Source organism: Vibrio splendidus, assembly GCF_003345295.1.
Classification (GTDB): Bacteria; Pseudomonadota; Gammaproteobacteria; order Enterobacterales; family Vibrionaceae; genus Vibrio; species Vibrio splendidus_K.
In genome coordinates, this window is sequence record NZ_CP031056.1 from 1462107 (window position 1) to 1486108 (window position 24002).

At 41.5% G+C, this 24002-nt stretch carries 22 protein-coding genes and 4 pseudogenes; 14 read left to right on the forward strand and 12 right to left on the reverse strand.

Features of this window, described 5'->3' with window-relative positions; translation table 11 throughout:
* Positions 1-11: 11 nt before the first annotated feature.
* The gene (locus tag DUN60_RS22040; protein ID WP_114635458.1) at positions 12-1064 is read left to right on the forward strand and encodes an endonuclease/exonuclease/phosphatase family protein; all 1053 of its coding nucleotides are present in this window, start codon (positions 12-14) and stop codon (positions 1062-1064) included.
* A 194-nt stretch (positions 1065-1258) separates the two neighbouring features.
* Here DUN60_RS22040 and DUN60_RS22045 read toward each other — a convergent pair whose 3' ends face one another.
* Positions 1259-1894: a porin family protein gene (locus tag DUN60_RS22045; protein WP_114635459.1), complete on the reverse strand. Its 636-nt coding sequence runs from the start codon at positions 1892-1894 to the stop codon at positions 1259-1261.
* 390 nt (positions 1895-2284) lie between these two features.
* On the opposite strand from DUN60_RS22045, the gene DUN60_RS22050 reads away from it, so the two are divergent.
* The 7 genes from DUN60_RS22050 (at position 2285) to DUN60_RS22080 (ending at position 9190) form a co-directional block, all read left to right on the forward strand.
* Entirely contained in the window at positions 2285-2686 is a 402-nt protein-coding gene (locus DUN60_RS22050; protein ID WP_114635460.1) for a winged helix-turn-helix domain-containing protein, read from the forward strand.
* Positions 2687-2920: 234 nt separating this feature from the next.
* Positions 2921-3340 carry a D-ribose pyranase gene (gene rbsD / locus DUN60_RS22055; RefSeq protein WP_065206271.1) on the forward strand — a complete coding sequence of 140 codons (420 nt, stop codon included), beginning with the start codon at positions 2921-2923 and terminating at the stop codon, positions 3338-3340.
* Positions 3341-3440: 100 nt separating this feature from the next.
* Entirely contained in the window at positions 3441-4946 is a 1506-nt protein-coding gene (rbsA, locus tag DUN60_RS22060; RefSeq protein WP_076673518.1) for a ribose ABC transporter ATP-binding protein RbsA, read from the forward strand.
* On the forward strand, positions 4943-5935 hold the full coding sequence (rbsC, locus tag DUN60_RS22065; RefSeq protein ID WP_114635461.1) for a ribose ABC transporter permease: 993 nt from the start codon (positions 4943-4945) through the stop codon (positions 5933-5935). The genes rbsA and rbsC overlap by 4 nt, the downstream gene beginning before the upstream one ends.
* A 132-nt stretch (positions 5936-6067) precedes the next feature.
* The gene (gene rbsB, locus DUN60_RS22070) at positions 6068-6946 is read left to right on the forward strand and encodes a ribose ABC transporter substrate-binding protein RbsB (protein WP_114635462.1); all 879 of its coding nucleotides are present in this window, start codon (positions 6068-6070) and stop codon (positions 6944-6946) included.
* A gap of 192 nt (positions 6947-7138) precedes the next feature.
* Positions 7139-8083, forward strand: coding sequence for a ribokinase (rbsK, locus tag DUN60_RS22075; protein ID WP_114635463.1), 945 nt, complete (start codon positions 7139-7141; stop codon positions 8081-8083).
* 105 nt (positions 8084-8188) lie between these two features.
* Positions 8189-9190, forward strand: coding sequence for a substrate-binding domain-containing protein (locus DUN60_RS22080; RefSeq protein ID WP_017074037.1), 1002 nt, complete (start codon positions 8189-8191; stop codon positions 9188-9190).
* Positions 9191-9367: 177 nt separating this feature from the next.
* Here the strand turns inward: DUN60_RS22080 and DUN60_RS22085 are convergent, their stop codons facing one another.
* Both DUN60_RS22085 and DUN60_RS22090 read right to left on the reverse strand, forming a co-directional pair.
* On the reverse strand, positions 9368-10171 hold the full coding sequence (locus DUN60_RS22085) for a carbon-nitrogen hydrolase family protein (protein ID WP_114635464.1): 804 nt from the start codon (positions 10169-10171) through the stop codon (positions 9368-9370).
* Positions 10172-10326: 155 nt separating this feature from the next.
* Entirely contained in the window at positions 10327-10758 is a 432-nt protein-coding gene (locus tag DUN60_RS22090; RefSeq protein ID WP_114635465.1) for a lysozyme inhibitor LprI family protein, read from the reverse strand.
* 339 nt (positions 10759-11097) lie between these two features.
* Here DUN60_RS22090 and DUN60_RS22095 point away from each other — a divergent pair, with 339 nt between their 5' ends.
* The 3 genes from DUN60_RS22095 to DUN60_RS22105 all read left to right on the forward strand — a co-directional run bounded on the left by DUN60_RS22095 (position 11098) and on the right by DUN60_RS22105 (position 15936).
* Positions 11098-12678 carry an EAL domain-containing protein gene (locus DUN60_RS22095; RefSeq protein ID WP_114635466.1) on the forward strand — a complete coding sequence of 527 codons (1581 nt, stop codon included), beginning with the start codon at positions 11098-11100 and terminating at the stop codon, positions 12676-12678.
* A 193-nt stretch (positions 12679-12871) separates the two neighbouring features.
* On the forward strand, positions 12872-15334 hold the full coding sequence (locus DUN60_RS22100) for a CHASE3 domain-containing protein (RefSeq protein WP_114635467.1): 2463 nt from the start codon (positions 12872-12874) through the stop codon (positions 15332-15334).
* 203 nt (positions 15335-15537) lie between these two features.
* Positions 15538-15936: a hypothetical protein gene (locus DUN60_RS22105; protein ID WP_114635468.1), complete on the forward strand. Its 399-nt coding sequence runs from the start codon at positions 15538-15540 to the stop codon at positions 15934-15936.
* A 67-nt stretch (positions 15937-16003) separates the two neighbouring features.
* Here DUN60_RS22105 and DUN60_RS22110 read toward each other — a convergent pair whose 3' ends face one another.
* Both DUN60_RS22110 and DUN60_RS22115 read right to left on the reverse strand, forming a co-directional pair.
* On the reverse strand, positions 16004-16555 hold the full coding sequence (locus tag DUN60_RS22110) for a hypothetical protein (protein ID WP_114635469.1): 552 nt from the start codon (positions 16553-16555) through the stop codon (positions 16004-16006).
* A gap of 134 nt (positions 16556-16689) precedes the next feature.
* Entirely contained in the window at positions 16690-17634 is a 945-nt protein-coding gene (locus DUN60_RS22115; protein ID WP_054547016.1) for an RDD family protein, read from the reverse strand.
* Positions 17635-17741: 107 nt separating this feature from the next.
* On the opposite strand from DUN60_RS22115, the pseudogene DUN60_RS22120 reads away from it, so the two are divergent.
* Together DUN60_RS22120 and DUN60_RS24820 are read left to right on the forward strand one after the other, a co-directional pair.
* Positions 17742-17932 (forward strand): annotated as a pseudogene (locus tag DUN60_RS22120) (IS110 family transposase); the annotation flags it as partial.
* A 4-nt stretch (positions 17933-17936) separates the two neighbouring features.
* Positions 17937-18115: pseudogene (locus DUN60_RS24820) on the forward strand (IS110 family transposase); the annotation flags it as partial.
* Positions 18116-18137: 22 nt separating this feature from the next.
* Here the strand turns inward: DUN60_RS24820 and DUN60_RS24825 are convergent.
* The 4 genes and pseudogenes from DUN60_RS24825 to DUN60_RS22155 form a co-directional block, all read right to left on the reverse strand.
* Positions 18138-18382: pseudogene (locus tag DUN60_RS24825) on the reverse strand (MazG-related protein); the annotation flags it as partial.
* A 103-nt stretch (positions 18383-18485) separates the two neighbouring features.
* Positions 18486-18839 (reverse strand): VOC family protein, encoded by a 354-nt coding sequence (locus tag DUN60_RS22140; protein WP_054547017.1) that lies wholly within the window; start codon positions 18837-18839, stop codon positions 18486-18488.
* A 134-nt stretch (positions 18840-18973) separates the two neighbouring features.
* Positions 18974-19486 carry a DUF3916 domain-containing protein gene (locus tag DUN60_RS22150; RefSeq protein ID WP_054547018.1) on the reverse strand — a complete coding sequence of 171 codons (513 nt, stop codon included), beginning with the start codon at positions 19484-19486 and terminating at the stop codon, positions 18974-18976.
* Between the two features lie 105 nt (positions 19487-19591).
* A complete protein-coding gene (locus DUN60_RS22155) occupies positions 19592-20023 on the reverse strand; it encodes a hypothetical protein (protein WP_054547019.1) in 432 nt (143 codons plus the stop codon).
* An 88-nt stretch (positions 20024-20111) separates the two neighbouring features.
* On the opposite strand from DUN60_RS22155, the pseudogene DUN60_RS22160 reads away from it, so the two are divergent.
* A pseudogene (locus DUN60_RS22160) lies at positions 20112-20354 on the forward strand (IS110 family transposase); the annotation flags it as partial.
* 227 nt (positions 20355-20581) lie between these two features.
* On the opposite strand, the gene DUN60_RS24840 reads toward DUN60_RS22160, so the two are convergent.
* The 3 genes from DUN60_RS24840 to DUN60_RS22185 all read right to left on the reverse strand — a co-directional run bounded on the left by DUN60_RS24840 (position 20582) and on the right by DUN60_RS22185 (position 23989).
* Complete coding sequence (locus DUN60_RS24840) at positions 20582-21889, reverse strand: FRG domain-containing protein (RefSeq protein WP_114635472.1); 1308 nt, start codon at positions 21887-21889, stop codon at positions 20582-20584.
* Positions 21890-22029: 140 nt separating this feature from the next.
* Positions 22030-22971, reverse strand: a complete 942-nt coding sequence (locus DUN60_RS22180) for a hypothetical protein (RefSeq protein ID WP_114635474.1) — start codon at positions 22969-22971, stop codon at positions 22030-22032.
* A gap of 136 nt (positions 22972-23107) precedes the next feature.
* On the reverse strand, positions 23108-23989 hold the full coding sequence (locus DUN60_RS22185) for a hypothetical protein (protein ID WP_162808244.1): 882 nt from the start codon (positions 23987-23989) through the stop codon (positions 23108-23110).
* Positions 23990-24002 lie beyond the last annotated feature (13 nt).

The window sequence follows — 24002 nt, forward strand, 5'->3', positions numbered from 1 at the left end:
GGAATGACACTTTGAACAAACCAAACCACATAACATTCGCAACGTTCAACCTTTTGAACTACCTCGAACCACCGAATGCTTATTATGATTTCGAGAATATCTACAGCTTCGAAGAATGGCAGAAGAAGCAACATTGGATGGCGGAAGCGATTGGTTCAATAGATTGCGATGTGATTGGCTTCCAGGAGATATTTAGCCCGCAGTCTTTAGAGCAATTGATGAAGGAGCTTGGTTACCCGTACTTTGCTGTCGTCGATAGCGCACATGTTGAAGATGATTACCTATATACCTCGCCTGTCGTGGGTATCGCCTCTCGCTACCCGATTGAAAAAGTGCAGCCGGTTAAACCCGACTTAGAGTTGCTTTCAGCCTTCAATCTTAGTGACAGTTTTTCATTCAACCGAACGCCAGTACACGCCACAATTACCTTACCCCATTTGGGCTCGACTGATTGTTATGTGGTGCACTTCAAATCTCAGCGACCTACCGAACCAAAAGGGCAAACTCCAGATAACGCTGATAGCTCTAAAGCCTCGGGCAAACACAAGCCGAAAAGTGACACGTTGACTAGACTTCACCAAGAGCAACTCGGTTCTTGGTTATCAAGTGTTCAGCGCGGCCTAGAAAGCCAGATGCTCCATCAATACATCACCAATCAGCGTTACCAAACCGATCAGCCTGTGGTGTTAATGGGTGACTTTAACAAACCACTGTTTCACGATGAGTTCAAAGGGCTACTAAGTTATTCAATAAACCGAGACGAAAACAGCAAGCATTGGCTTTCCCACTTTCGCTTGAAAGACAGCTGGGATCTCTATCATCAACTGCACGAAGAAGACTTACTAGAGCAACGCAAACCAACACACTATTATGGTGCCTCTGGTTCTGTACTGGACTACATTTTGATGTCCAATGAGTTCGATTGTCAGAACTCATCAAGCTTGATGGAGATCTCTCGCTACACAGTGCTCGACCATCACCTCATCAATCCCAGCTTTGAACACGACCAATTCAGTACTGACCATGCCATCGTTGCTGTCACCGCTCATATCCGTGAAGCCTAGCTGCCCAATTGATATTCGCTTTAAACAGAAGTCTCACCCGCTCTCACTAAAGCAACTCTACTCTACGTAAGGCCTAACAAAACAGATAGAAAAAAGCCGCAGCTCAAAACTGCGGCTGTCCACTTTAGCTAAACGAGTTGAGCCAACCGACGCCCCATTTAGAAACCGATTTACCATTTAGCAAAGTGTGAAACTTAGAAGTTGTAAGTTGCGCCAACATAAAATGAGTCCAATACAATGTCTCTTTCAACTTTTCTTTTTTGAGCAAACGCACCCTCGTAAGTTTCTATAGTAAAGGCATCAGCTTCGTAACCAAGTCTTAGGCTTAGCTTTGATAACTTTGGTGGTGTAAATTCAATGCCAACACCATAACGTACACCTGTACCTGTATCGTCGAAGTTAGAACTCGTCTGGCTTGAGCCGTCTGCGAATTTCATATCTAAATCTACAGAAGATAAACCAATAATACCAAATGGACGTAAACCGTTATCAAATGTGTAACCAACGTTCGCTGCTACTGAAGCGATTTGAGGTGTCCACGTAAAGCCATCACTTTTGTCAGCACGGTTCTTTGCAACAACGTCGCCATAATCTGTGTATTGAAGCTCAAGTGATACGATTCGATTAAACTTGTATCCTGCAATCAGGCGGTAAGAATTATCTTCGGCTTCAAAGGTCACTGGAGCTGTAGTTGATGAAACTAAACCACCATCATCAATACCAGAGCTACCGATTGCGCCGCCTAGGTAGAAACCACTGTCTGCTGCTATTACATTGTTTGCTGCAAATGCTGACATCATCGCGATGCTGAAAATTAGTTTGTTGTTCATTACTGATTGACCTTACTTATTGCAAATCAAGATTGTTACGCCTTCCACTGCTGCACAATCTTGTTAGAGTTATCCGACACCCCGTCGAATTGGCAAGCAGGTTAATCTCACAGAAAACAAAAAAATAAATAAAAATATAATCACTTTGTAATTTCAAACAACACAATCAGTTAAAACAAAATAAACATCTGAATAATAAGCAAATAAAAATCAATCCATTTCTAGACCAGACCTCCCCTTATTTTTCAAACTATCCGATTTTTATATTTTATTGGTAAGGACTTACGAAGGCTTACTTTCAACAGTGACGTTATTTTGCATAATCCGCGCGCTTTATCTGCTATCCCAACCCACTCCTCCACAATGAAGAATGAGAAAGATCGAAAAACAATGAATAACGAAATCCACTTTGGCGACCTAACTCTTAATGTAGATACTCGAAACATCACTAACAAACAGGGGAACAAGATCTATTTACGTCACCACTTGTTTTCCGTGCTTTGTCTACTGTCGAAAAGCGCCGGACAACCCATCCCTAGAAAAGACATCGTGAATGCATGTTGGGGAAACGAAACGGTGCCGACACAAGCACTAACCAATGTCATTTATTGCTTAAGGAATGTTTTTGTTCGCTTGAGAGCATCTAACATCAAAATTGTTACGATTCCTCGATATGGCTATACCTTGTTCGTCATACCCAATACCAATGAAGCCGGTTATGTAGCATCAGAAAACCCTCTTAAAACATCCCCTACAGAATCTGTTCTAAATGTTCCGGTGAGTAAACCTTAGCTCCCTTTTCCTTAAGTTAACGTTACGTTGCCTTACCTTCTTAATTGCCGATGAAAGTGATTGCGATCACCAAAAAACGCCCCATCGAAACGTTTCGATGATCGTTGTCACACTCTAAAACAATCAAACGTGCAAATGATAAATCACACACTATTATCACTATCGAAACGTTTCGATGGCTTTTTCTTGAGTTGTTCTCAACCCATTAAGCGTTATTTTTCGATAGGTCGTGATATGAAAAAAAGTACCCTAATAAACTCTGAGCTCTCTTACCTAGTGGCGACTCTTGGCCATACAGATGAAATCACGATTTGTGATGCAGGGTTGCCGATTCCGGATCATGTGACTCGCATAGACCTTGCTTTGACTCACGGTGTTCCAAGTTTTCAGCAGACAGTAAAAACCATGCTGGATGAATCTCAAATTGAAGGCGTTGTAATCGCAGAAGAGTTTGCGAAAGTAAGCCCAGAGCACCACGCTGCGCTGATTGATTTGATCAAGACAGAAGAAGCGCGTTGCGGCAAACCGCTTTCGATTACTTACATCACTCATGAAGAATTCAAAGAGCGAACGCATGAAAGCCGCGCGGTTATTCGCACTGGTGAATGCACACCATACGCAAATGTTATTTTCCAAACTGGCGTAACGTTTTAGCTCAAGCGAAACGCAACGACAGCTCAGTGTCATCACTGAACCAAAAACAATGCATATACAGAACAATCAAATACAACTGGCCCCGAGTAAAGGAACCGACATGACTCAAGCCATTTTAGAACTTAGTTCAATTGAGAAAGCCTTCCCTGGTGTTAAAGCACTGGATAAGGCAAGCCTCAACGTTTACCCAGGACGCGTAATGGCGTTAATGGGTGAAAACGGTGCAGGTAAATCAACGCTTATGAAAGTGCTTACGGGTATCTACCACTTGGACAGCGGCACTATCGCTTATCAAGGAAAACCGGCTGCATTTAAAGGACCGCGTGATTCACAACAAGCTGGCATTAGTATCATTCACCAAGAATTGAACCTAATTCCAGAGTTAACCATCGCCGAGAACATCTTCTTAGGTCGTGAAATCACAGGGACTATGGGTCGCATCTTGTGGAACGAAATGTACCAAGAAGCCGACAAGCTACTTAAACGCCTTAACGTGAAACACAGCTCGAAAACACCTTTAGGCCAGCTGAGCCTTGGTGAGCAACAAATGGTAGAGATCGCAAAAGCCCTATCGTTTGAATCTAAGGTCATCATCATGGATGAACCAACAGATGCGCTAACAGATACCGAAACTGAGTCTCTGTTCAAGGTAATTAATGAGCTGCGTTCTGAAGGCTGCGGCATTGTTTACATCTCTCACCGCTTGAAAGAGATTTTTGAGATTTGCGATGACATCACAGTGCTTCGTGACGGTAAGTTCATTGGTCAGTGTGAAGTAAAAGACACCGACGAAGATGGCCTAATCGAAATGATGGTTGGCCGTAAGCTGGACGAGCAATATCCACGTATCGGCCAGAGTCACGGTGAAACCTGCCTTGAAGTGATTGGCCTGACCGGTTCTGGTGTTCATGACGTGAGCTTTACGCTAAAACGCGGTGAAATCCTTGGCGTATCTGGCCTAATGGGTGCTGGCCGAACTGAACTGATGAAAGTGATTTACGGTGCACTTCCGAGTGAGCGCGGCGTCATCAACTTAGAAAACAAAACCATTAACCCAGTCAGTCCAAAAGACGGACTTGCTAATGGCATTGCTTATATCTCTGAAGACCGTAAAGGTGATGGCCTTGTGCTAGGGCTTTCAGTGAAAGAAAACATGTCGTTATGTGCGCTGGATCTGCTGACTAAGAAAGGTCAAATCCAACATAAAGATGAAGTGATTGCAGTTGATGACTTCATTAAGCTTTTCAACATCAAGACCCCGACTCGCGAGCAAATCATTGGCAACCTTTCTGGTGGTAACCAACAAAAAGTGGCCATCGCTAAAGGCTTGATGACCAAACCAAAAGTACTGATTCTCGACGAACCTACTCGTGGTGTCGATGTTGGTGCGAAAAAAGAGATTTACCAACTCATTAATAAATTCAAAGCCGACGGCATGAGCATTATTTTGGTCTCATCTGAAATGCCAGAAGTGTTAGGAATGAGTGACCGCATCATGGTGATGCATGAAGGCCGCATCAGCGGTGAATTTGATGCTAAAGAAGCAAACCAAGAATTATTACTGGCATGTGCGGTCGGTAAAAAGATTAACGAGGACGCAGCATGAGTACTAAAACCATGAGCAAAACAACTGAAACTGAAGCGCCAAAGAAGAAGCCGTTAATCAGCAAAGAATGGCTGATTGATCAAAAATCATTGATTGCTTTGATCTTCCTGATTGTTGTCGTTTCTTTCTTAAATCCAAACTTTTTTACCGTCGATAACATCCTGAACATTCTGCGCCAAACCTCTGTGAATGCAATTATCGCAGTGGGTATGACACTGGTTATCTTAACTGCAGGTATCGACTTGAGTGTCGGCTCTGTACTTGCACTTTGTGGTGCTTTCGCTGCCAGCATGATTGGCATGGAAATCCCGGTCATGATCGCCGTTCCAACCGCTCTAATAGCAGGTGCAGCACTGGGTGCTATCAGTGGTGTGATTATCGCTAAGGGTAAAGTCCAAGCTTTCATCGCAACGCTAGTAACCATGACTCTATTGCGCGGCGTAACCATGGTTTACACCGACGGTCGTCCTATCTCAACAGGCTTCACTGAAACAGCAGACGCATTCGCTTGGTTCGGTACAGGCTACGCAATGGGCATCCCTGTTCCAGTATGGATCATGGTCGTGGTATTCGCAGCGGTATGGTACCTACTGAACCACACACGTTTCGGTCGTTATGTTTACGCTCTGGGTGGCAACGAATCAGCAACTCGCCTATCCGGTATCGATGTAGACAAAGTAAAAATCGGCGTTTACGCAATCTGTGGTCTGTTAGCAGCAGTGGCAGGCATCATCGTGGCATCTCGTTTGTCATCAGCTCAACCTACCGCAGGTATGGGCTACGAGCTAGACGCCATCGCCGCGGTAGTACTTGGCGGCACAAGCTTAGCTGGTGGTCGTGGTCGCATCATGGGTACATTGATTGGTGCTCTGATTATCGGCTTCCTAAATAACGCCCTAAACCTACTAGACGTATCTTCTTACTACCAGATGATTGCAAAAGCAGTGGTTATTCTTCTGGCGGTATTGGTCGACAACAAAAACAAGTAACACAAATTAATTTATTCAGTAAACGCAACACCTATTAAAAACAAGACGTAACGTAACAATTAAACCAATAAATAACGTAACAACGAGCTAGGATTATCCAACCTAGCTCACCCTACATAAAGGACTTACACCATGAAAAAATTAGCGACTCTTATTTCTGCTGCTCTTCTTTCTACAACGGTATCTGTGTCTGCACAGGCGCAAGATACAATGGCAATCGTTCTGTCTACATTGAACAACCCATTCTTCGTAACCATGAAAGATGGCGCAGAAGCGAAAGCTGAAGAGCTAGGCTACAAGCTTATCGTTCTTGATTCTCAAAACGACCCAAGCAAAGAGCTTTCGAACATTGAAGATCTAACCATTCGTGGTGTTAAAGCAATTCTGATTAACCCTACAGATTCAGATGCAGTATCTAACGCGATTCGCATTGCTAACCGTTCAAACATCCCAGTACTAACGCTAGACCGTGGCGCAAGCCGTGGTGACGTAGTTAGCCATATCGCCTCTGATAACGTTATCGGTGGTGAAATGGCGGGGCACTTCATCATGGAAAAAGTCGGCGAAAAAGCGAAAGTAATCCAACTTGAAGGTATTGCTGGAACATCTGCTGCTCGCGAACGTGGTGAAGGCTTCATGAACGCTGTAAACGGCAGCGACCTTGAGCTTCTTGCAAGCCAACCTGCTGATTTTGATCGCACTAAAGGTCTGAACGTAATGGAAAACTTGCTTGCAGCTAACCCAGACGTACAAGCAGTATTCGCTCAAAACGATGAAATGGCACTAGGTGCACTTCGCGCAGTTCAAGCTTCAGGTAAAGACGTAATGATCGTTGGCTTTGATGGCACTGACGATGGTATTGCTGCTGTTAACCGCGGCCTACTTGGCGCAACGGTTGCACAACAACCTGACCTAATCGGTTCTTTAGGTGTTGAAATGGCAGACAAAGCACTGAAAGGCGAGACAGTAGACGAGTACGTACCAGTACCTCTAAAAATTGTTGCTAAGTAATTGAATCCAACATCGATTAAATAAAGCAAAAAATAGAGCTACACATAGGCAGGGATTCCCCTATCCCTGCCTTATTTGCCCAACCCAGATAGTGTATCGCTGTTTCTCATAAGTCGTCTAAAAAGACGTGTAATTAACGTAATGAGAAAGACCCATGCATTTTCAAATACGATATATCATAAGGCTCGTATCATGACTCAACTGATTGTTTTAGGTAGCGTTAACGCTGACCACGTACTGCAAGTTCCTTCGTTCCCTCGTCCGGGTGAAACCTTGATTGGCGGTAACTATCAGGTCATCCCTGGCGGAAAAGGCGCAAACCAAGCGGTAGCTGCAGCGCGATTAAACGCAGATATTGGCTTTATCGCGTGTGTTGGTGACGACCCATTTGGCATCAACATTCGTCAAGACTTTGCTAAAGATGGCATCAACATCGATGGCGTTATTGTTGCAGACAACACCCCTACCGGCATCGCTATGATTCAAGTATCGGCAACGGGTGAAAACAGTATTTGTCTATCGGCTGAAGCAAACAACAAATTGACTTGCGATCAAATAGAACCGCATTTGGCTAAAATTCGCGACGCTAAGTATCTGTTAACTCAGCTTGAAACGCCAATCGAAGGCATTGAATACGCAGCAAAAATTGCAAAAGAAAATGGCACTAAAGTTATCTTAAATCCAGCCCCGGCTCGTCCACTCTCAGATACGTTATTGGCTTGTGTTGATGTGATTACACCCAACGAAACCGAAGCGGAAGTGCTAACGGGTATTACAGTAACTGACAACGAATCGGCTCATACTGCAGCATTGGCTTTACATGCGAAGGGCATTGAAACGGTGATGATCACACTAGGCGCCAAAGGCGTTTGGGTTAGTCATCGCGGTCAAAGTAATGAAGCTAGCAAAGGCGAGCTAATCGCAGGTTTTCGCGTTGAAGCAACGGATACAACCGCAGCAGGCGACACATTCAATGGCGCATTAGTTACTGGCCTGCTTGAAGATATGCCATTAGAACGCGCAATTAAGTTTGCTCATGCTGCAGCTGCAATTTCAGTGACTCGCTTTGGCGCTCAAACGTCAATTCCAAGCCGAGCTGAAACGGATGCTTTTCTATCAGAACAGCTTTCGGCTTAATGTATTGTCTGGTCTTTAATTAGACCGCACAAATACCCAAGCATAAGCCTCTGTTTTCAGGCAAAATATCGCGCAACGTGGACAAGTTTCCCACAAGGATTTTTTATGGCAACAATGAAAGATGTCGCTCGGATCGCAAAGGTTTCGACTTCTACCGTGAGTCATGTGATCAACAAATCGCGTTTTGTCAGTGAAGAGATCGCTGAGCGTGTTAACAGTGCGGCTAAAGAACTCAACTACGCACCGTCTGCATTGGCACGTAGCTTGAAAATGAAGCAAACCAAAACCTTGGGCATGTTGGTTACCACGTCCACTAACCCATTCTTTGGGGAAGTAGTAAAAGGTGTTGAACGTCGTTGCTATGAAAAAGGCTACAACCTCATCCTGTGCAACACCGAAGGCGATAGCGAACGCATGAAATCCTCTATCGATACCTTGCTGCAAAAGCGTGTCGATGGCTTGATGCTGATGTGTTCAACGCTTGAAGGTCAACATATCGATGTCTTTGATCGATACCCTGAGTTACCTGTCGTAGTAATGGACTGGGGCCCGATGTTATTTGCGAGTGATAAGATTCAAGATAACTCTCATCAAGGTGGCTACATGGCGACTAAGCACTTGATTGATAATGGACACTCTCAAATCGGTTGTATCACCGGCCCATTACACCGCAACCAAGCTTCATCTCGTTATCAAGGTTTCAAACAGGCGATGGAAGAAGCGAACTTCGAGATCAATCCTAAATGGATTGTTGAATCAAACTTCGAATGTGATGGCGGCTTTGACTCTTATCAAACATTAAAAACCCGTGGCGAAATGCCTTCAGCGCTGTTTGTAAGTAATGACATGATGGCAATGGGTGTGATTCACGCAGCGGCGCAAGATGGTACATCGATCCCTAACGACCTTTCTATCATTGGCTACGATGACATCCACTTGTCGAAATACATGACACCAGCGTTAAGTACGGTCCACCAGCCAAAACATCGCTTAGGCCAAGCCGCTGTAGATACACTTTTAAACAGACTACAAGCACCTGACTCTGACCCGCAAGTTGTCGAACTTGAGCCGACATTAGTAGAACGAAGCAGTGTTAAAGCGATTTAGAGCGCTTTCTAGCAAACCCATTTCCAACAAACCTAAGCAACAAGCCTAAGCAACAAGCCTAAGCAACAAGCCTAAGCAACAAGCCTAAGCAGCCAAACAAAGCAGCAAAGCGAGCAACAAACCAAAATAACAAAGGGCAAGGTTATCTAACCTTGCCCTTTTCGATCCTATTGCATTTTACTTGGCTTGGTAACGACTCAACACAGACGATATCTGCTGTATTTCGTCTAACACATCAATACCATTGTACTGAGGCGCAATAGACAAATCTTCAACCTCTACCGTCTCAACGGCCTGATTTTCCGAGAGTTGAAGCATTACTTCACCTTTAGGGGAATAAACTCTGCTACTACCACAATACGTTGCGGTAAAGGCATCGACTACATCTTGCCCAACACGATTACAAGTGACGATATGGCACCCTTCTTCTAAGGCTCTTGCTTGGGCAATGGCAAAGCTATGATGACCACCAAAATTCGCAGGATGAAGAATAACGTCGACCGACTGATACCCTCTGATGATCTCTGGAAACCAGATATCAAAGCAAATCGCGACGCCAAACTTTAAGCCTTTATGTTCAAAAGTAAGGAGCTCGCTCCCTCTAGAAAAGTATTCTTTGTCGAACTTCGTTTGGCTGACTTTTCGATATTTGTTGCGTAAGCCACAAGCACCCACAACAACGACACTGTTGTAATACTGGCCATCATCTTTCTCTGCGATACCGGCAACGATTAATGTCTGATGTTTCGCGGCAAGCAGAGTTAACGAATCAATGGTAGGGCTGTTATTGAAGTTTTCGCACAGTTCATGAATTTCTGCAGCCTCGTTAAAGATATACCCAGTAGAGAACAGTTCAGGCAGTAACGTGATATCACCCACTGACGCCTCTGCTTCTAAAAGCTCAGAGACTCGCGAGATGTTCTTTTGTTTATTTTTGTATTCAACTTCAAGCTGAACGAGGGTGATGCTGACATTATTCACAATTGAATCCTTGCTAGGTAACACTTCGAACTGTATTACTTCAAACTAGAGACTGAAAACGACAGAGTAAGACAATCCCCTATCGCTTTCTTATTAACACGCCAAAGGTTGAAGCGAGTGCACACTCAAAAAAGCATTTTCGCTCGGTTATTCCACTATTTAGGTTCTACTTCTAACACTGGCTCTGGCAAGACAGGAGGAGTGCTGTCCATATAGGTTAAGAAGTTTTCCCACACCTCATGCGTTCTTTGTTTAGTCAGTTTAGTTTTGCAAGAAAGCGCCATGAGGCCTCGAATCGAACCATCACGCCATTGCGTATATACAGAATCACAATGCGCTGATTGGTAAGTTTGCCAACTCTCCTGAGCCACCTTGATTGAACTGACCAACTCCGCATCATAAGCATTGTGCTCAAAACTCGCGGTAAGGTATTTATCGAGTTCCATTTGTGCCGATTCCAACTTAATAGACGCACAATGATTAATCTCTATTGTTGTCATCGCATTTTCGCAATCGACTGTCTTTTCAACTGCGAGCACAGAGCACGAGAAGTAAGCCAAACCGAACAGTGCTATCACTCTTTTCATAAAAATCCTTGATTCTGTCATCAATAAATTCTCGACATGTTTCGATTAACTGAAACACAGGTTATTGAGTCAATTTCCTTCAATATCCCAATCGTATATAACTCTAATCTTTATAGGGTTATAAATATCTTTTATTCGTATTAGTACTGCAAAACTAAGTAAAATCTACAAAGAAAAATCGGCTAAACATCAATATGTTACTGGTAAAATCGAAAAAAAATCATATTTATCAATAATTCATGCGCTCATTCACAATATTTATTATTTTCCTTGCTACCTAATCGTTAAATTTATAAATTAAATCGAATGCTCACTTAGATCGGTAGTCTTACTCCAACTATGGATATCAATTACCCGAATATTGCTAAAACATCTTTATGCTTCGTTGTTTCTTTTTGTATATCGATGGCAATGCTCATTCCGGCTACGCCTTTTCATTACCAAACGTTGACTGAAGACTCATCCAAACAACTCGAGCAAAAACTGAGGCACATTCAATCTCAATTCGATTACTTTTTGACTGAGGTTGAGCACGGGCAATCATGCGAGTCCGTGGTTACTCGGCTGAGACAAACGGTTTTTGATACCGACTGGATTAAAGAAGCGGCGTTGTTTAATAAAAATGACCAATTTTATTGTTCAACAACAGAAGGTGACGTCTCATTCCGTCTCTTTAAATCCATCAGAGAGCGCTTGAATTCCGATCCAAACATGACCACGTTGTCTTATACCAATGCTGCGATCACTAAAGTCAATTCCATCATGCTCATTTCTTCTAACGAAGATAATGCGGGAATTAGCTTAATGATCCCTCCTCATTTCCTGTACGACATAGTAAATCGAAATCTATCCAATTTTGGTATCGAATCAAAAGTAAAAGTAATTGATAAAAACATATCCCAGCCAAACGAAGGGGCACATTTACAGAAAGTAGTCATTGTTTCTGATAAATACCCACTAACCGTGACCTCATATATTGGGTATCAATATTACTTTAATTACCTCTTACGTTACTCTTGGTTCGGCTTCCTATTTGCAGGAATCGCAACAATTATCGCCGTGTCTATCAGGCACAATAAACAAAACCACAGAAGCTTAGAGTATTCATTATCTGATGCATTAAGAAACGATCACTTGCATGTCCACTTGCAGCCTATCGTTAACCATAATACTCATGAAATAGTCGGCTGTGAGTCTCTGTTGAGGTGGCATGACCCAATCGAAGGTAACGTCTCTCCCGCAATATTCATCCCTCTTGCAGAAAGCTTAGGGTTAATAGAAGACCTCACGTACTTCGTGTTACGTGAAGTATTAACCATGCTCAATAGCAACCAACACCTGTTTCAATCAAGGTATGTCAGCGTCAACATAAGCCGGAATGTGCTATCAAATAGCAACTTCGCGAGCAAGGTGAGTCATATATACAAGAAGAACCCAGACATTCTCAAGCAGGTGGTATTTGAAGTCACAGAGGATGGTGAATGTTCTGATGCCGATATGGTTAAGATTAAAGACAACCTGACTAAACTATCGAATATGGGCGTAAGAGTCGCGATTGATGATTTTGGTACGGGCTATGCGGGCTTAGACTTTGTGAGACAATTCCCGTTCAGCATTCTCAAAATCGATCGCGTGTTTGTGAAAAACATATCCGACGAATCAAGCCTTGGTATCCCTTTGCTGGAGTCCATGCTTCAGTTGTCACGTACCCTAGGCATGCAGGTAATCGTCGAAGGGGTTGAGTACGAATCCCAAGTGAACATCTTGTCTAAACTGGGCGTCGACTATATCCAAGGCTTCTATTTTTATAAACCGATGCCAATAAGCCTGACGATAAGTTTGCTCAAGCAGCAACATATCGAATCTAGTCATGAATATCAGGAATCTGAACCCTCTTCACCAGAATTAGATCATTCCTAAATCAAACTAATACGTTTTTGTCACACCGTGTTACGTCACCATTCGTAACGCAAAGGTTGCTAGAGCTCTACTTTTAGAGCTTTAGCCATCTTTTCAGGGTCAAAACCTACCCAACCACACACTATGCATTTGTACACCTAACGATCTAACCTACAATAACAATAGGTTTCTATTGTGTGGAATACGCGTTTTTATGTTTGCGAGTTGGTTTGATGATATTTCTCTACAGAGAAAACTATTAGTTAGCTTTTCCATCCCTATTGCATTAATGGTTCTTGTCTCATTCTCTGTCCATCAAAACACCCAATCAATAGTCGAAGACAATCACTGGGTTGTGCACACTCATAAGGCGATTGCTCGCGCTCAGGAGCTTCTAAACCTAGCCATTGATATGGAAACGGGCCAAAGGGGCTACCTCATCACGGGTGACCCTGTATTCCTAGAGCCTTATCACCTAGCACTTGATGTATGGAACCAAAAAGTTCATACCCTTTGTGAACAAGTAAGCGATAGCCCCAGCCAAGTAGAACGCCTCCGAAACATCGATGCACTTCATAAGCAATGGCTTAAGGAAGCAGGTGAAAAAGAAATCGCCCAGCGTAGCTTGGTCGGCAATGGCACAACTACGATGCAAAATGTGATTGCTTTAACCCAGAAACAAACGGGCAAACAACTTATCGATAAAATTCGTAACGAGATAGCCGAGTTTATTTCAATCGAACAAAAGCTCATTCAAATTCGAGTAAAAGAATCCGATCACTCCGCCAACCAAACCAGTTATGTGCTGTTTCTAGGAACACTTTTTTCAACGTTTATTTCTCTGCTAGTAGCAGCATGGTCATCAAACCGTATTAAGAAACGTATTCACCTACTCCTTAACGCGGCCAATCAAGTGGCGGCTGGTCATTTAAAGCAAGTCGCTTCCATGCTTGACCGAAGCCCCTCAATGAGCGGTAACGATGAGGTTGCTCAACTCACCCACAGTTTCCAGAAAATGGCGACGACTCTGGTTAAAAGTAACAACCAAATGCACGCCTCAAACCGTGATCTCATTGCTGAACGTAAAAAAGCCGAAGCCGCCGTTAAAGCGAAAAGTGAATTTCTTTCAACGATGAGTCATGAAATACGCACCCCTATGAATGGCGTGCTTGGCATTTCGCAGATCATAGCTTCCCAGACTAAAGAACCGGCCACCAAAGAGAACATCGAAGTCATCCTCGATTCGGGTCAACACCTGATGACAATACTCAATGACATCCTAGATTTCTCTAAAGTGGAGGAAAACAAACTCGAACTGGATATTGCTCCCTTTAACTTTGAACAAGTTATTCGACCTGTCTGCAGTGCAATTAAACCGATGGCAGATGAAAAGAGTATCCGTTTAATCGTCGATAACGAGGTTCCTAATAACATAGACCTTATTGGTGACTGCGCGAGGTTACGCCAAATCTTGTTTAATTTAGGGGGCAACGCGATAAAGTTTACCAATGAAGGCCACGTGCTGATTCAATTGGCCCTTAATCATCAAGACAATAAGCTCCTTTTATCAATAACGGATACTGGCGTCGGGATCCCGAAAGATAAGCACCTGCATATATTCAACCCGTTCGAACAAGCGGATGCATCCACAACAAGAAAATTTGGTGGTACAGGGCTTGGGTTAGCTATCGTTAAAAAGCTCGTGGAGCTGATGAGAGGTGAGATAACTCTAAACAGTGCCGTTGGTCTCGGGACCAAGTTCCAAGTTTCATTACCTATCACCTGGCAAGAACACAAATCGACAGAGACCAACCCAGTTCTCATTAGCATTGACGAGCCATTCCATAATCCGTTGAATGTGTTGTTAGTAGAAGACAACCGCATTAACGCCATTGTTGCTAAAGGTTTTTGTGAAAACCTCGGATACCATGTTGAACAGGCAGAAAATGGAAGAATCGCGACGGAATATCTGAAGACAGCAGAATATGACCTCATCTTAATGGACAATCACATGCCTGAAATGAACGGAATTGAGGCAACGCAATTTATTAGACAACAGCTTGGCTTAAACACTCTGATATTTGCTTATACCGCCGATGTGTTTCGCGAGGCTCATGACAGCTTTATTGAAGCGGGTGCAGACCACGTTTTAACAAAGCCGTTGCAGCAAGAGAGTTTCTTCGATGCCCTACAGCAGTTTTCTTCACGCCTTCCTAAGCACGCTAACGACGAATCCACGACTGATATAACAAGCAATGTTATCGAACTTCACAGAGAGCCCATTGATAAGCTCAGCCTAACAGAAGAAGAGATCAGTCAATCAGAGGTTATTCAATCGTTTAAAGAAAACCACCACGACTTGATCGTGCTTTTGAAATCAACGTCGAAAGAGCTTGAAGAGTCCATCGATCAACTCATCGAGGCCTATATTCAGCAGGACCTTAAATCTATAAGGAAGACTTTACACTCAGTAAAAGGGATGGCTTTGAACCTCGGGCTAAACATGTTGGCACAACAAGTGATCGCTCTAGAAAAACAAATAAAGCATCAGCAGTTGCCAGAAATAGAGCAACTTCAAAAGCTCATCAACCGCATCTTAGTCAATGAGCATCAAGCTCAACGAATGATAATGGCTTATGCTGCGCCAATAACTTATATACACGGCCAAGTACGCTAAAATCAAGAATTTAAGCCTGACTTCTCGTAGCATACAAACTCTACTTAAGTCTCCATTAACGCTACCCACCATCAAACCCACTAAGCAGACACCCCTTGTTACATAAGGCACTCAAAAATAACGAAAGAAAACGCGAATACAATGGGTCTTCTTTGAAGAATATTTAATTTCATCGCATCGTTGAGTGCATCACAAGGGATATCATGGAAAAGAAACTTCAAACCAAACTGGCGACTAGCCTACTGCTGCTGAGAATCGGCATTTTTATCGTCTTCTTATTCTGGGGCTTGGATAAGATCCTTGTACCTGAGCACGCAACCAAAGTACTGGCTGGCTTTTACGGAATCGACATCTCGGATAATGCGATAATGGCTATGGGAGTCGCGCAATTAGGGTTCTTAGGCGCGTTCGTTGTCGGCATGTGGAAAAAGTATACCTATGGCGCAATTTTAATCCTGCACGCAGGTTCCACCTTCGCCTCTTTTGGTAAATATATGGACCCGTTCAACAACCTACTGTTCTTTGCCTCTTGGCCAATGCTCGCAGCCTGTGGCGCACTCTTCTTACTGCGTGACTACGACACTTACAGCGTTGCCAACTAACACAAAGGGCGCCTGTAATCGGCGCCCTCTTTGGTTATCTTGATTCTTAAACGTTTGTAATAGCCCTTTATCTGCGGGTGAAAGCTTTAAGAATGTTATCTGCTACAGAGTTACTTTCTAAGTAGTACTCTAACGAAACGTATGGGGAGCTTTCATAAACTGAACATGAAGCACCAACTCGCAAATCTCCAACGGTTTTCGAGTAGCTTGATTTACCAACTTCAAATTGGAATTCTGGATAATACTCCTGAAACTTGTCAACCAAATAGCCTAAAGCTGAAATACATTCGCTCTTACTGATAAAACCTCGCTCGATTTTAACTCGCCCCACCAATCCAGAGCCATTATCTATTGTAACTTCGTAATCTGATATAAAACTAAGCTTTGAGTCAGTATCTAGATCTAGAGGCACTCGAAAATTAGTAATTGGACTATCAGTGGTAATATTGAAGTTTTTCAAAGGTTCGACTGGGAAAGGTTTAGCTACTTCAACTGCAAATAAAGAGAGTCCCTCACCTTGAAACGTTGTGTGTTGTTCCATTGAGCTAAAGTCACTACCCATCATATAACCAAGGGCGGTCATGCAGGCCATGACTAAACCTATTTGCATTTTGTGCATCTAAATCCTTAGACTATCGATGAGCTATAACGAATGACAGGGATCCCCTTTCCAAGGATCTGCCACACTTGTGTGGTAGCTAATTGCACCGAAGCTATCATTTGAACAAAATTTAAAGTCTTGTTAGATGACGATTACTCCGAACTTTTGAGCTCTTGCGGATTAAACTTGTAGTTGTAACTATTCCACTTTGAAGCAATACCAATATCATAACCGTAGGTAAGAGTTACTTTAATCAAGTTTTTATTTAGCGACTCTGGGTAAGTATAAATTATAGTTTGGACTAGTTGCTTTGCGATCTCTGAATCTCGAACACTATCTTTATAAAGAAAAGCTTGAGCTTTCACATATGTCGTTGTTTTACTGCCAGAGTTTGATGAAGTAAAAGTTGTTGAACCTTCTGTGACCCCTGCATATTTTACTGACTCATTATTATTGATTGCTTTCTGTGTTACTAACAGTCCCTTGAACGATTCTGATTCAGTTAAGTCAGAAGTAAGAACGGGGACAAGGACCGCTGTAACAAATAAGCCGGTAACCACCACTAAGTGAGGTCTCCAGACTGATGGCAACTTTTCAGAACTAGCCTCTGCATTTACGACATAAGTGCCTACGGCAAGATCATGCAATGACTGTCGAGTTACGCGATTAAAAATATATAAGTAAGTAATTGAACATAAGCCACCAAATACGATAAACGATAACAGGTACATTAAATATGGAATTACTGCTTCGTTAGTAATTTGTGCTCCATTCAGAGAAAATGGAACGGCAAGGAAGCTATACCTCAAAAAGGACTTCGGTAGGCTGATAGTTGAATTGCATGAGTCAACAACTCTTATATTTAGAAGCTTTTTTCCTATTGTCTGACCATTTAATAAAGAGCTATTCATTACACCAAAATATGTAATTGACACAACAAAGCCAATCAACCTTCCCCACTCACCAAGCTGGACGAAAACATCTTCTAGAAATAAGCCGACAACATACCCCAATACACCTAAAAATATTGTGTCAATAAACAAGGCTCCGATTCTCGTCCAAAAACCACAAATCCATTTTTGTTGTACTTCTTCCAAAATATAATCCTTACTATGATGCTTGAAAGTAATTTAGCAAATGACATGGATTCCAGCTTTCGAGGATCTACCATACGTATGTAGTTCCTAATTTCACCGCAGGTACCATATCTGATCATTCTTATTTCTACACAATCGAGCTAGTTAAATACCATCTCAATCTTCATGTTGTAGGCCAAAATGTTAAGGTCATTCTTCATAAGTCAGCAATAGAGCTAAGCTACTGACTACAATAGCAAATATACCACTCATGCGTATAGCCGTTGAAGCGTGTGATGGTGCACATTATTGGGTAAGGAATACTTGGCATAGTGTCTGATATCCAATGTAACCCAATTTTTAAGGCTACTTATGAACCATTACTTACGACAGGAAAATCTACAAAGTAGCGATAATTGCCTGCATGAGCAAGATAGGTGTAATACTTAATTCAATGCTAAGAGACGGTGTAATGTGGGATAAAAATAGCGTCAAAAATTAGCTATTGACGCTATAGCCTTTTGCTATGGCGCTGAACTTAACGTTAGTTCTTGTATATCAATTAGATCGACTCCCTACCCAATATTCGCTTGTACTCGATTAATTGTTGAACTGGGATTACTGGCAACACGATGCCTTGATACTCTTTTTCAACTGACGCTGAATAATAGATTTCAAGCTGATACCAAGAACCGTCTAAAGCCGATTGTATCCTCGTATTTTGAGATAATCCGATTTCAATTTTTTGGTTTTGATAAACCAACTGGAAGGTGTGAGGCCCGCAATACCTAAGCCACCGCATAACACATTAACCACTGAAACCAACGCATAGTAAAAATGCCACGCGTGCCAAATCACTCTTGAACAATTTGTTATGTGGTTATCCCACGTAGTCCTATTAAGTTTCCAAACGGGTCTTCAACTTGGCACATCGACAGCCCATCTTCAATTTCCATTGGCCCACGATAAAGATACGCACCTAGAGCTTCAAAATGACCTAAAGCAGCAGATAAATTATCTACTGACCAGTAAACAACAGTGCCACTTTTACCAGTACCAACTTTTTCGTCAGCTTGGACTATTTCTAGCGAAAAACCATTTAGGTCGAGTACCGTGAAATCAAAGTCAGGGTGGTAAACAGAAACCGATTCAGGAAAAGCTTTCTTGTACCATTCAAGCCCTTTAGCTACATCTGGGACATGAATAAGAACCGCTGATGGATTCATAATTTTTCTCCAACCACATAACTCCAGCTAAAGTGGTGAGCAACGAAATACGATGTTTCCGCATACCACCTTAACCACTAAAACCAACGCATAGTAAAAATACCACGCGTTGCGAATCCCTCTTGAACAGTTTGTTATAAGGAGGGTTCACCTATTGTCCACATTTCAACTTCTATACTTTCTTCTTCATCACCCCAGTCTTCTTTGTAACCCAACTCGATGTAATCGAAACTTGCGGAAATTTCATACTTTGCCAAAATACTTCTACCTAGCAGTAAGCCATCGTCAGGCCTAAACCGCTTATAGTAGGTTTCATCGAAGAACACTGTTACTTCACTCGCAAAGAGGTTGGGATAACAAAGAAGTACAGCTACCCAAGACTTACCTTGTTCGTTGTCTGGCTTTGCATTAACCATATGATTGGCAGCTACAAACAATTGCTCTAAAGCCTCTTTCTGCCACTCAAACTTGGAACTAGAACCTTGGACAAAGCGATCAAGTGTCCAAATTTTAAAGTTAGTATATTGCTCATCATCCCGTTCTGGATAATAACCTCGAAACTCTTCAGCCCACGCTTTTAGGGCACGTATATGCCTTTCTGGATTTCGTACTTTCTGTTTTGGACGATGAAAGCTAGTTCTTCGCATATCTTCCTTCTTATAACGCCCGCTTAAGCGGACAAAAATTGTTGGTTATAATGTGGAGCGAAGCGGAACCTAACCAACTGTTTTTGTTCCGACTTAAAGCGCTTGTTATAAGGCTATGACTTCACCCAACACTTTTTCTATATTTGCATCCAAGTCACTATTAGATTTGTAGCCCTGTTTTATTAAGTCTATTTCATCACTTATCCAGATAAACTTATCAAAGGCTTCACAGCCCCATTCAAGTGATAAGTATAATTTATGTGAGATATCACCTAGCTTTTGAGTATCAAGTTCACCTTTTTGGTACTGTGCGAGTATTTCACTTGCAATAACTTTACAGTCACCTTCATTAATAGGCTCAAGCATTAAATCAAGTAAGGGCTCTCTTTCGAGGCTTTCACCAAGAGATATTTTAGTAACCCAATCGGGAAATACGTCATTATCAATGATGTAGGTATCGGCTATCTGTACTAATTGCTCTCTAGACAGTAAACCTACTTTATTTTGGATAATCCATTGCCGGAATTCAGACTTCAATATCGACTTGCCTTATAACGAATGACATGGATTCCCCTTTCCGAGGATCTGCCACACTTATGTGGTACTTAAATGCATCGGAGGCATCATGTCTGATTATTCTTATTTCTGCGGTATCGACCTAGCTAAAAACCACTTTAGTCTTCATGCCGTAGACCAAAATGGTAAGGTCATACTTCATAAGTCAGTAACCCGCTCTAAACTACTGACTACAATAGCAAATTTACCGCTCATGTGTATAGGCGTTGAAGCATGTGGTGGTGTACATTATTGGGTAAGAACACTCAATAAATTGGGTCACGACGCCCGTATTATGGCCGTTAAGTACGTAACCAAACAGAGCATAAAGAGTTAAACCCACCGGGTCATTGCAGCCGCTAATGATGGAGATAGGTTAAGACCACTTGCGGAGAGCCTGTTAATGCGGCGGACACACTAGATGTCATCTAACGAACGAATAAGGCACCGCAGCCGCGTTAAGGTGTGAGTAACGCAATACCCAAGCCTCTGCATTGCACCTTAAACACAGGAATTAATGCAAAGCAAAAATACCACGCGTTACGAATTACTCTTAAACGCCTTGTTAAATTTATATTTATCAGCGACGTAGCGGGCTGAGTTTTCAATGTATGGAAATACAGTACTTTCATTAATATTTAGTAGATCAAGCTCCTTCAATAGTACAGTTTTGTTAGTTATTGTAATCCTTAATACTTCAATTTCTTCTGTACCTTTTTCATCAAATATCACTTCGTGACCGAACAATAAAAAAGCTCCTGATTGAGAGGTTATTCTGTCATTGCTCTTTTTCCCCTTTACACAAATGACTTTTCTCATATCTTTTGGATCTATAATTGGCTCAAAAAATGGCTTTTCTTCTTTTATAAAGTGCAAGAGCCTTCTAACCGATTTCTGCTCATTAAAGTCTTCAATATCCAAATTGAAATCAATCTTGTCCTTCTCAGACTTAGGTAGCCTTGAAAGATTAGATATACAACTAGCAACATCAGAGTCAAAATACTTTACGTTCTCCCTTTTAACCGCGAATATTATAACTTCACCAGACTCTTCTGAGGATCCTTTACATGCGAAATATAGTGCAATCAGAGGGTTAGATGTTATATCTAACAACCTTGTCGGTAACGAATAATGCTGCATTCTCACTAGTCGATCTAAGGTGTAGATATCTGACGAAAAATCAGCTGAGTTTGATACCAAAAGCTCTCGGCAAATAATGTGTTCTACATCTAGATAAAGATAGTTACCCTCTTTGTCTTTCCTGAACAGTGACGGCTCAAGTTTGTATTGGTCTTTACTCGAATGACCGCGATAGAAAATCTCACGATCTTTACCATATTGATAAGACAACACTTTCTTTATAAAACCCTGTAGCTTTGTAATTGTTGGAGACTGTGACTTTTCCGCTGTAGGTTTACCCGATTTAGAAATGTCTTGAACATTGTTTAAAGGGATACCTTGATTTTTTAATCTTACGAAAAGATCCTCATGTTTTACCGCCCAATGAGTTCGATTCATTTCCCAACCGCGTATATCTAGAAGATCTGCAATTGGCTCAATTTGGGCGAATGGGATAGGATCAATATCTTGAGAAATTTGAAATTCAATTAATACTGTTCTATTTCGCTCTTTGATCGACGTTAAGTATCCAATGTAAACGTCGCTTCTCGTCCCTTCGTAGGCAAAGAGGCATGGATAGCTTTTTAGTAAATCAATATTTGATTCATTAAGATTTTTAAGTGCTTCAGATAGATTCTGGTTTGTGTATTCAAGAAATCGACTTCGATCGTATTGATAATTATTCCGCTCCCAGGCTCCATCTTCAGCTGTCACAAACAAATTATACATCTAATGTTGAACTCCAATAAATTTAACGCCTTGCTAAGGTGTGAGCAACGCAATGCCTAAGCCTCTGCAGACCACCTTAAACGCAATAGCCAACGCATGGTAAAAATGCCACGCATTGCGAATCACTCTTAAGCAATTTGTTAGGCTTGTTCTTCAGCAATCTCTTGACCTTTAAACAAAGTAACATTTTCTCCAGATATCAGTATAAAATCATAGTCTTGTTCCATAAAGATATTTGAACTTCCTGTTATTGTAGCTTTAGGAGCAATAAAGTTTAAATCGTCGTCAATATGATAAGAGTAAGATTTCAATCCTTTGTCATATAATCCATCTAAACACTTAGGATAATTCTTATACTTCTCTGTATTATACTTACAATCTAAAACTTTAATAAAAGCCTTTTCCGCGTCCGATATAATGTTAATTTTATCGTTTAGGTCAGGACTATCAAAGTCGGTTTCATCTAAGTCATACTGTTTTACTAATGTTTCTTCACAATCAAAGAAAAAAATCATCAATTCATCAGATAAACGTGCATCATTCTCAAATTGTTTCTCATTAGATAAAATTTTTGTTCTATTTTTATGCCCATTCTTAAATAGGCGTGTAAAGCTATCATTGCTTTTTGATATGCCCACATAATAGAGGTAAAAGCTTGATACTTCCTTTGCATCAAAATCCCCCTGGATATTGATATTCTCTTTGCTATGGTCCCACAGTAACTTGTCCGTTGTGGCCCAGTATGTCGGTTCTTCTACTGATACATCGATAGACGCTGGATAAATACGTATGAACTGTTCACCTGCTTCGAACTTCATGTCATCTTCAATTAAAAACTCAGATAGATCTACAGATAAGTTTTCATACTTCAAATCACCACATACAAGTTCGAAATTAAATGATGCAGAATCAATATCAAAAGTGAAATTTTGAAAATATAGTTGCTGCCTCTGAGCTAGCATATATAGATGACTATTGGTAAGTTGCTTTCTTACTTCCGGATTGCTTTCCCATAAATAATCCGCAAACCTATTTGAAATAGGGGGATAAATTAATTTAATCGCATTTAATGATACTTTCATTTTTCCTCCAAAAAGCCTAACGCCGCATTAAGGTGTGAGCAACGCTACCACGAAACTCAACCTTACCACCGTAAACACTAAACCCAACGATAGAATGAAAAATGCCAAGCGTTGGGAATCACTCTTAAATGCTTTGTTAGTTTCGTTCTAAACAAAAGCTCTGTAATACCTTTAAAGGCTGCCTTAATGTTCCATTACTCCAAAAGGCAGCAGAGTAATATGTAAGCTCTTTATTATGATATGAGCCAATTAATATACCAATGACACCTGAGAATTCTCCCATGTTCATAGAACCATGAGCTTCTATTGTTTTTTGCCATGTTCTTAGATAATCAAAAATTTTTTGGTTCTTTGAGCCATCCCAACTATCAAAGACAGTCACCAATACTCTTAGAGGTGAATTTAGCCTACATAGCTTATTCATTTCTTGGTTTGCAGTTCGAATATCATTCTCTGATTCAATTTGTATTTGAGGGACATAAACATCGCCATAGAATGACTTAGACATTACATAGTCAACTGTAAACTCTTCATTGCCATGGAATAAGCCCAGTTCTTTAGATACTAAAGGGAGAAGTGACTCCTTGTAAAAGGATGTACGGTTACCTTTAGAAGACCAAGCGTCTGACAATTCATCACATGAAAAAGTACTCAATTTATTAACTAGTTCATCTTTGAATGAACTCCACAATGTATAGTTTTTATCTTTTTCAGTATTACCTTTAGGTTCTAGGTATTCTTCAATCCCACAAATCGAACTGAACCAATGCTTATCATCAGGCAATACAGGATTATGCTCGCTTGAAGGAGCAATAACTAAATCACTACACCTCGAGTTGAAAGTTACATCTTCAAACCTAAATTCACCTTTGCCTCGTTCTTTTAACACTGTCGCAGTTGCAGGCACAGCCATCGACAGCATTAGGTTACACTGCGGACATTCCATTAAATCCCAAGTATTCAGGTGAACTTCACTATCGACACATACCGGGCACTTTTTATACTCAACAAATATCATTATTAACCATTTT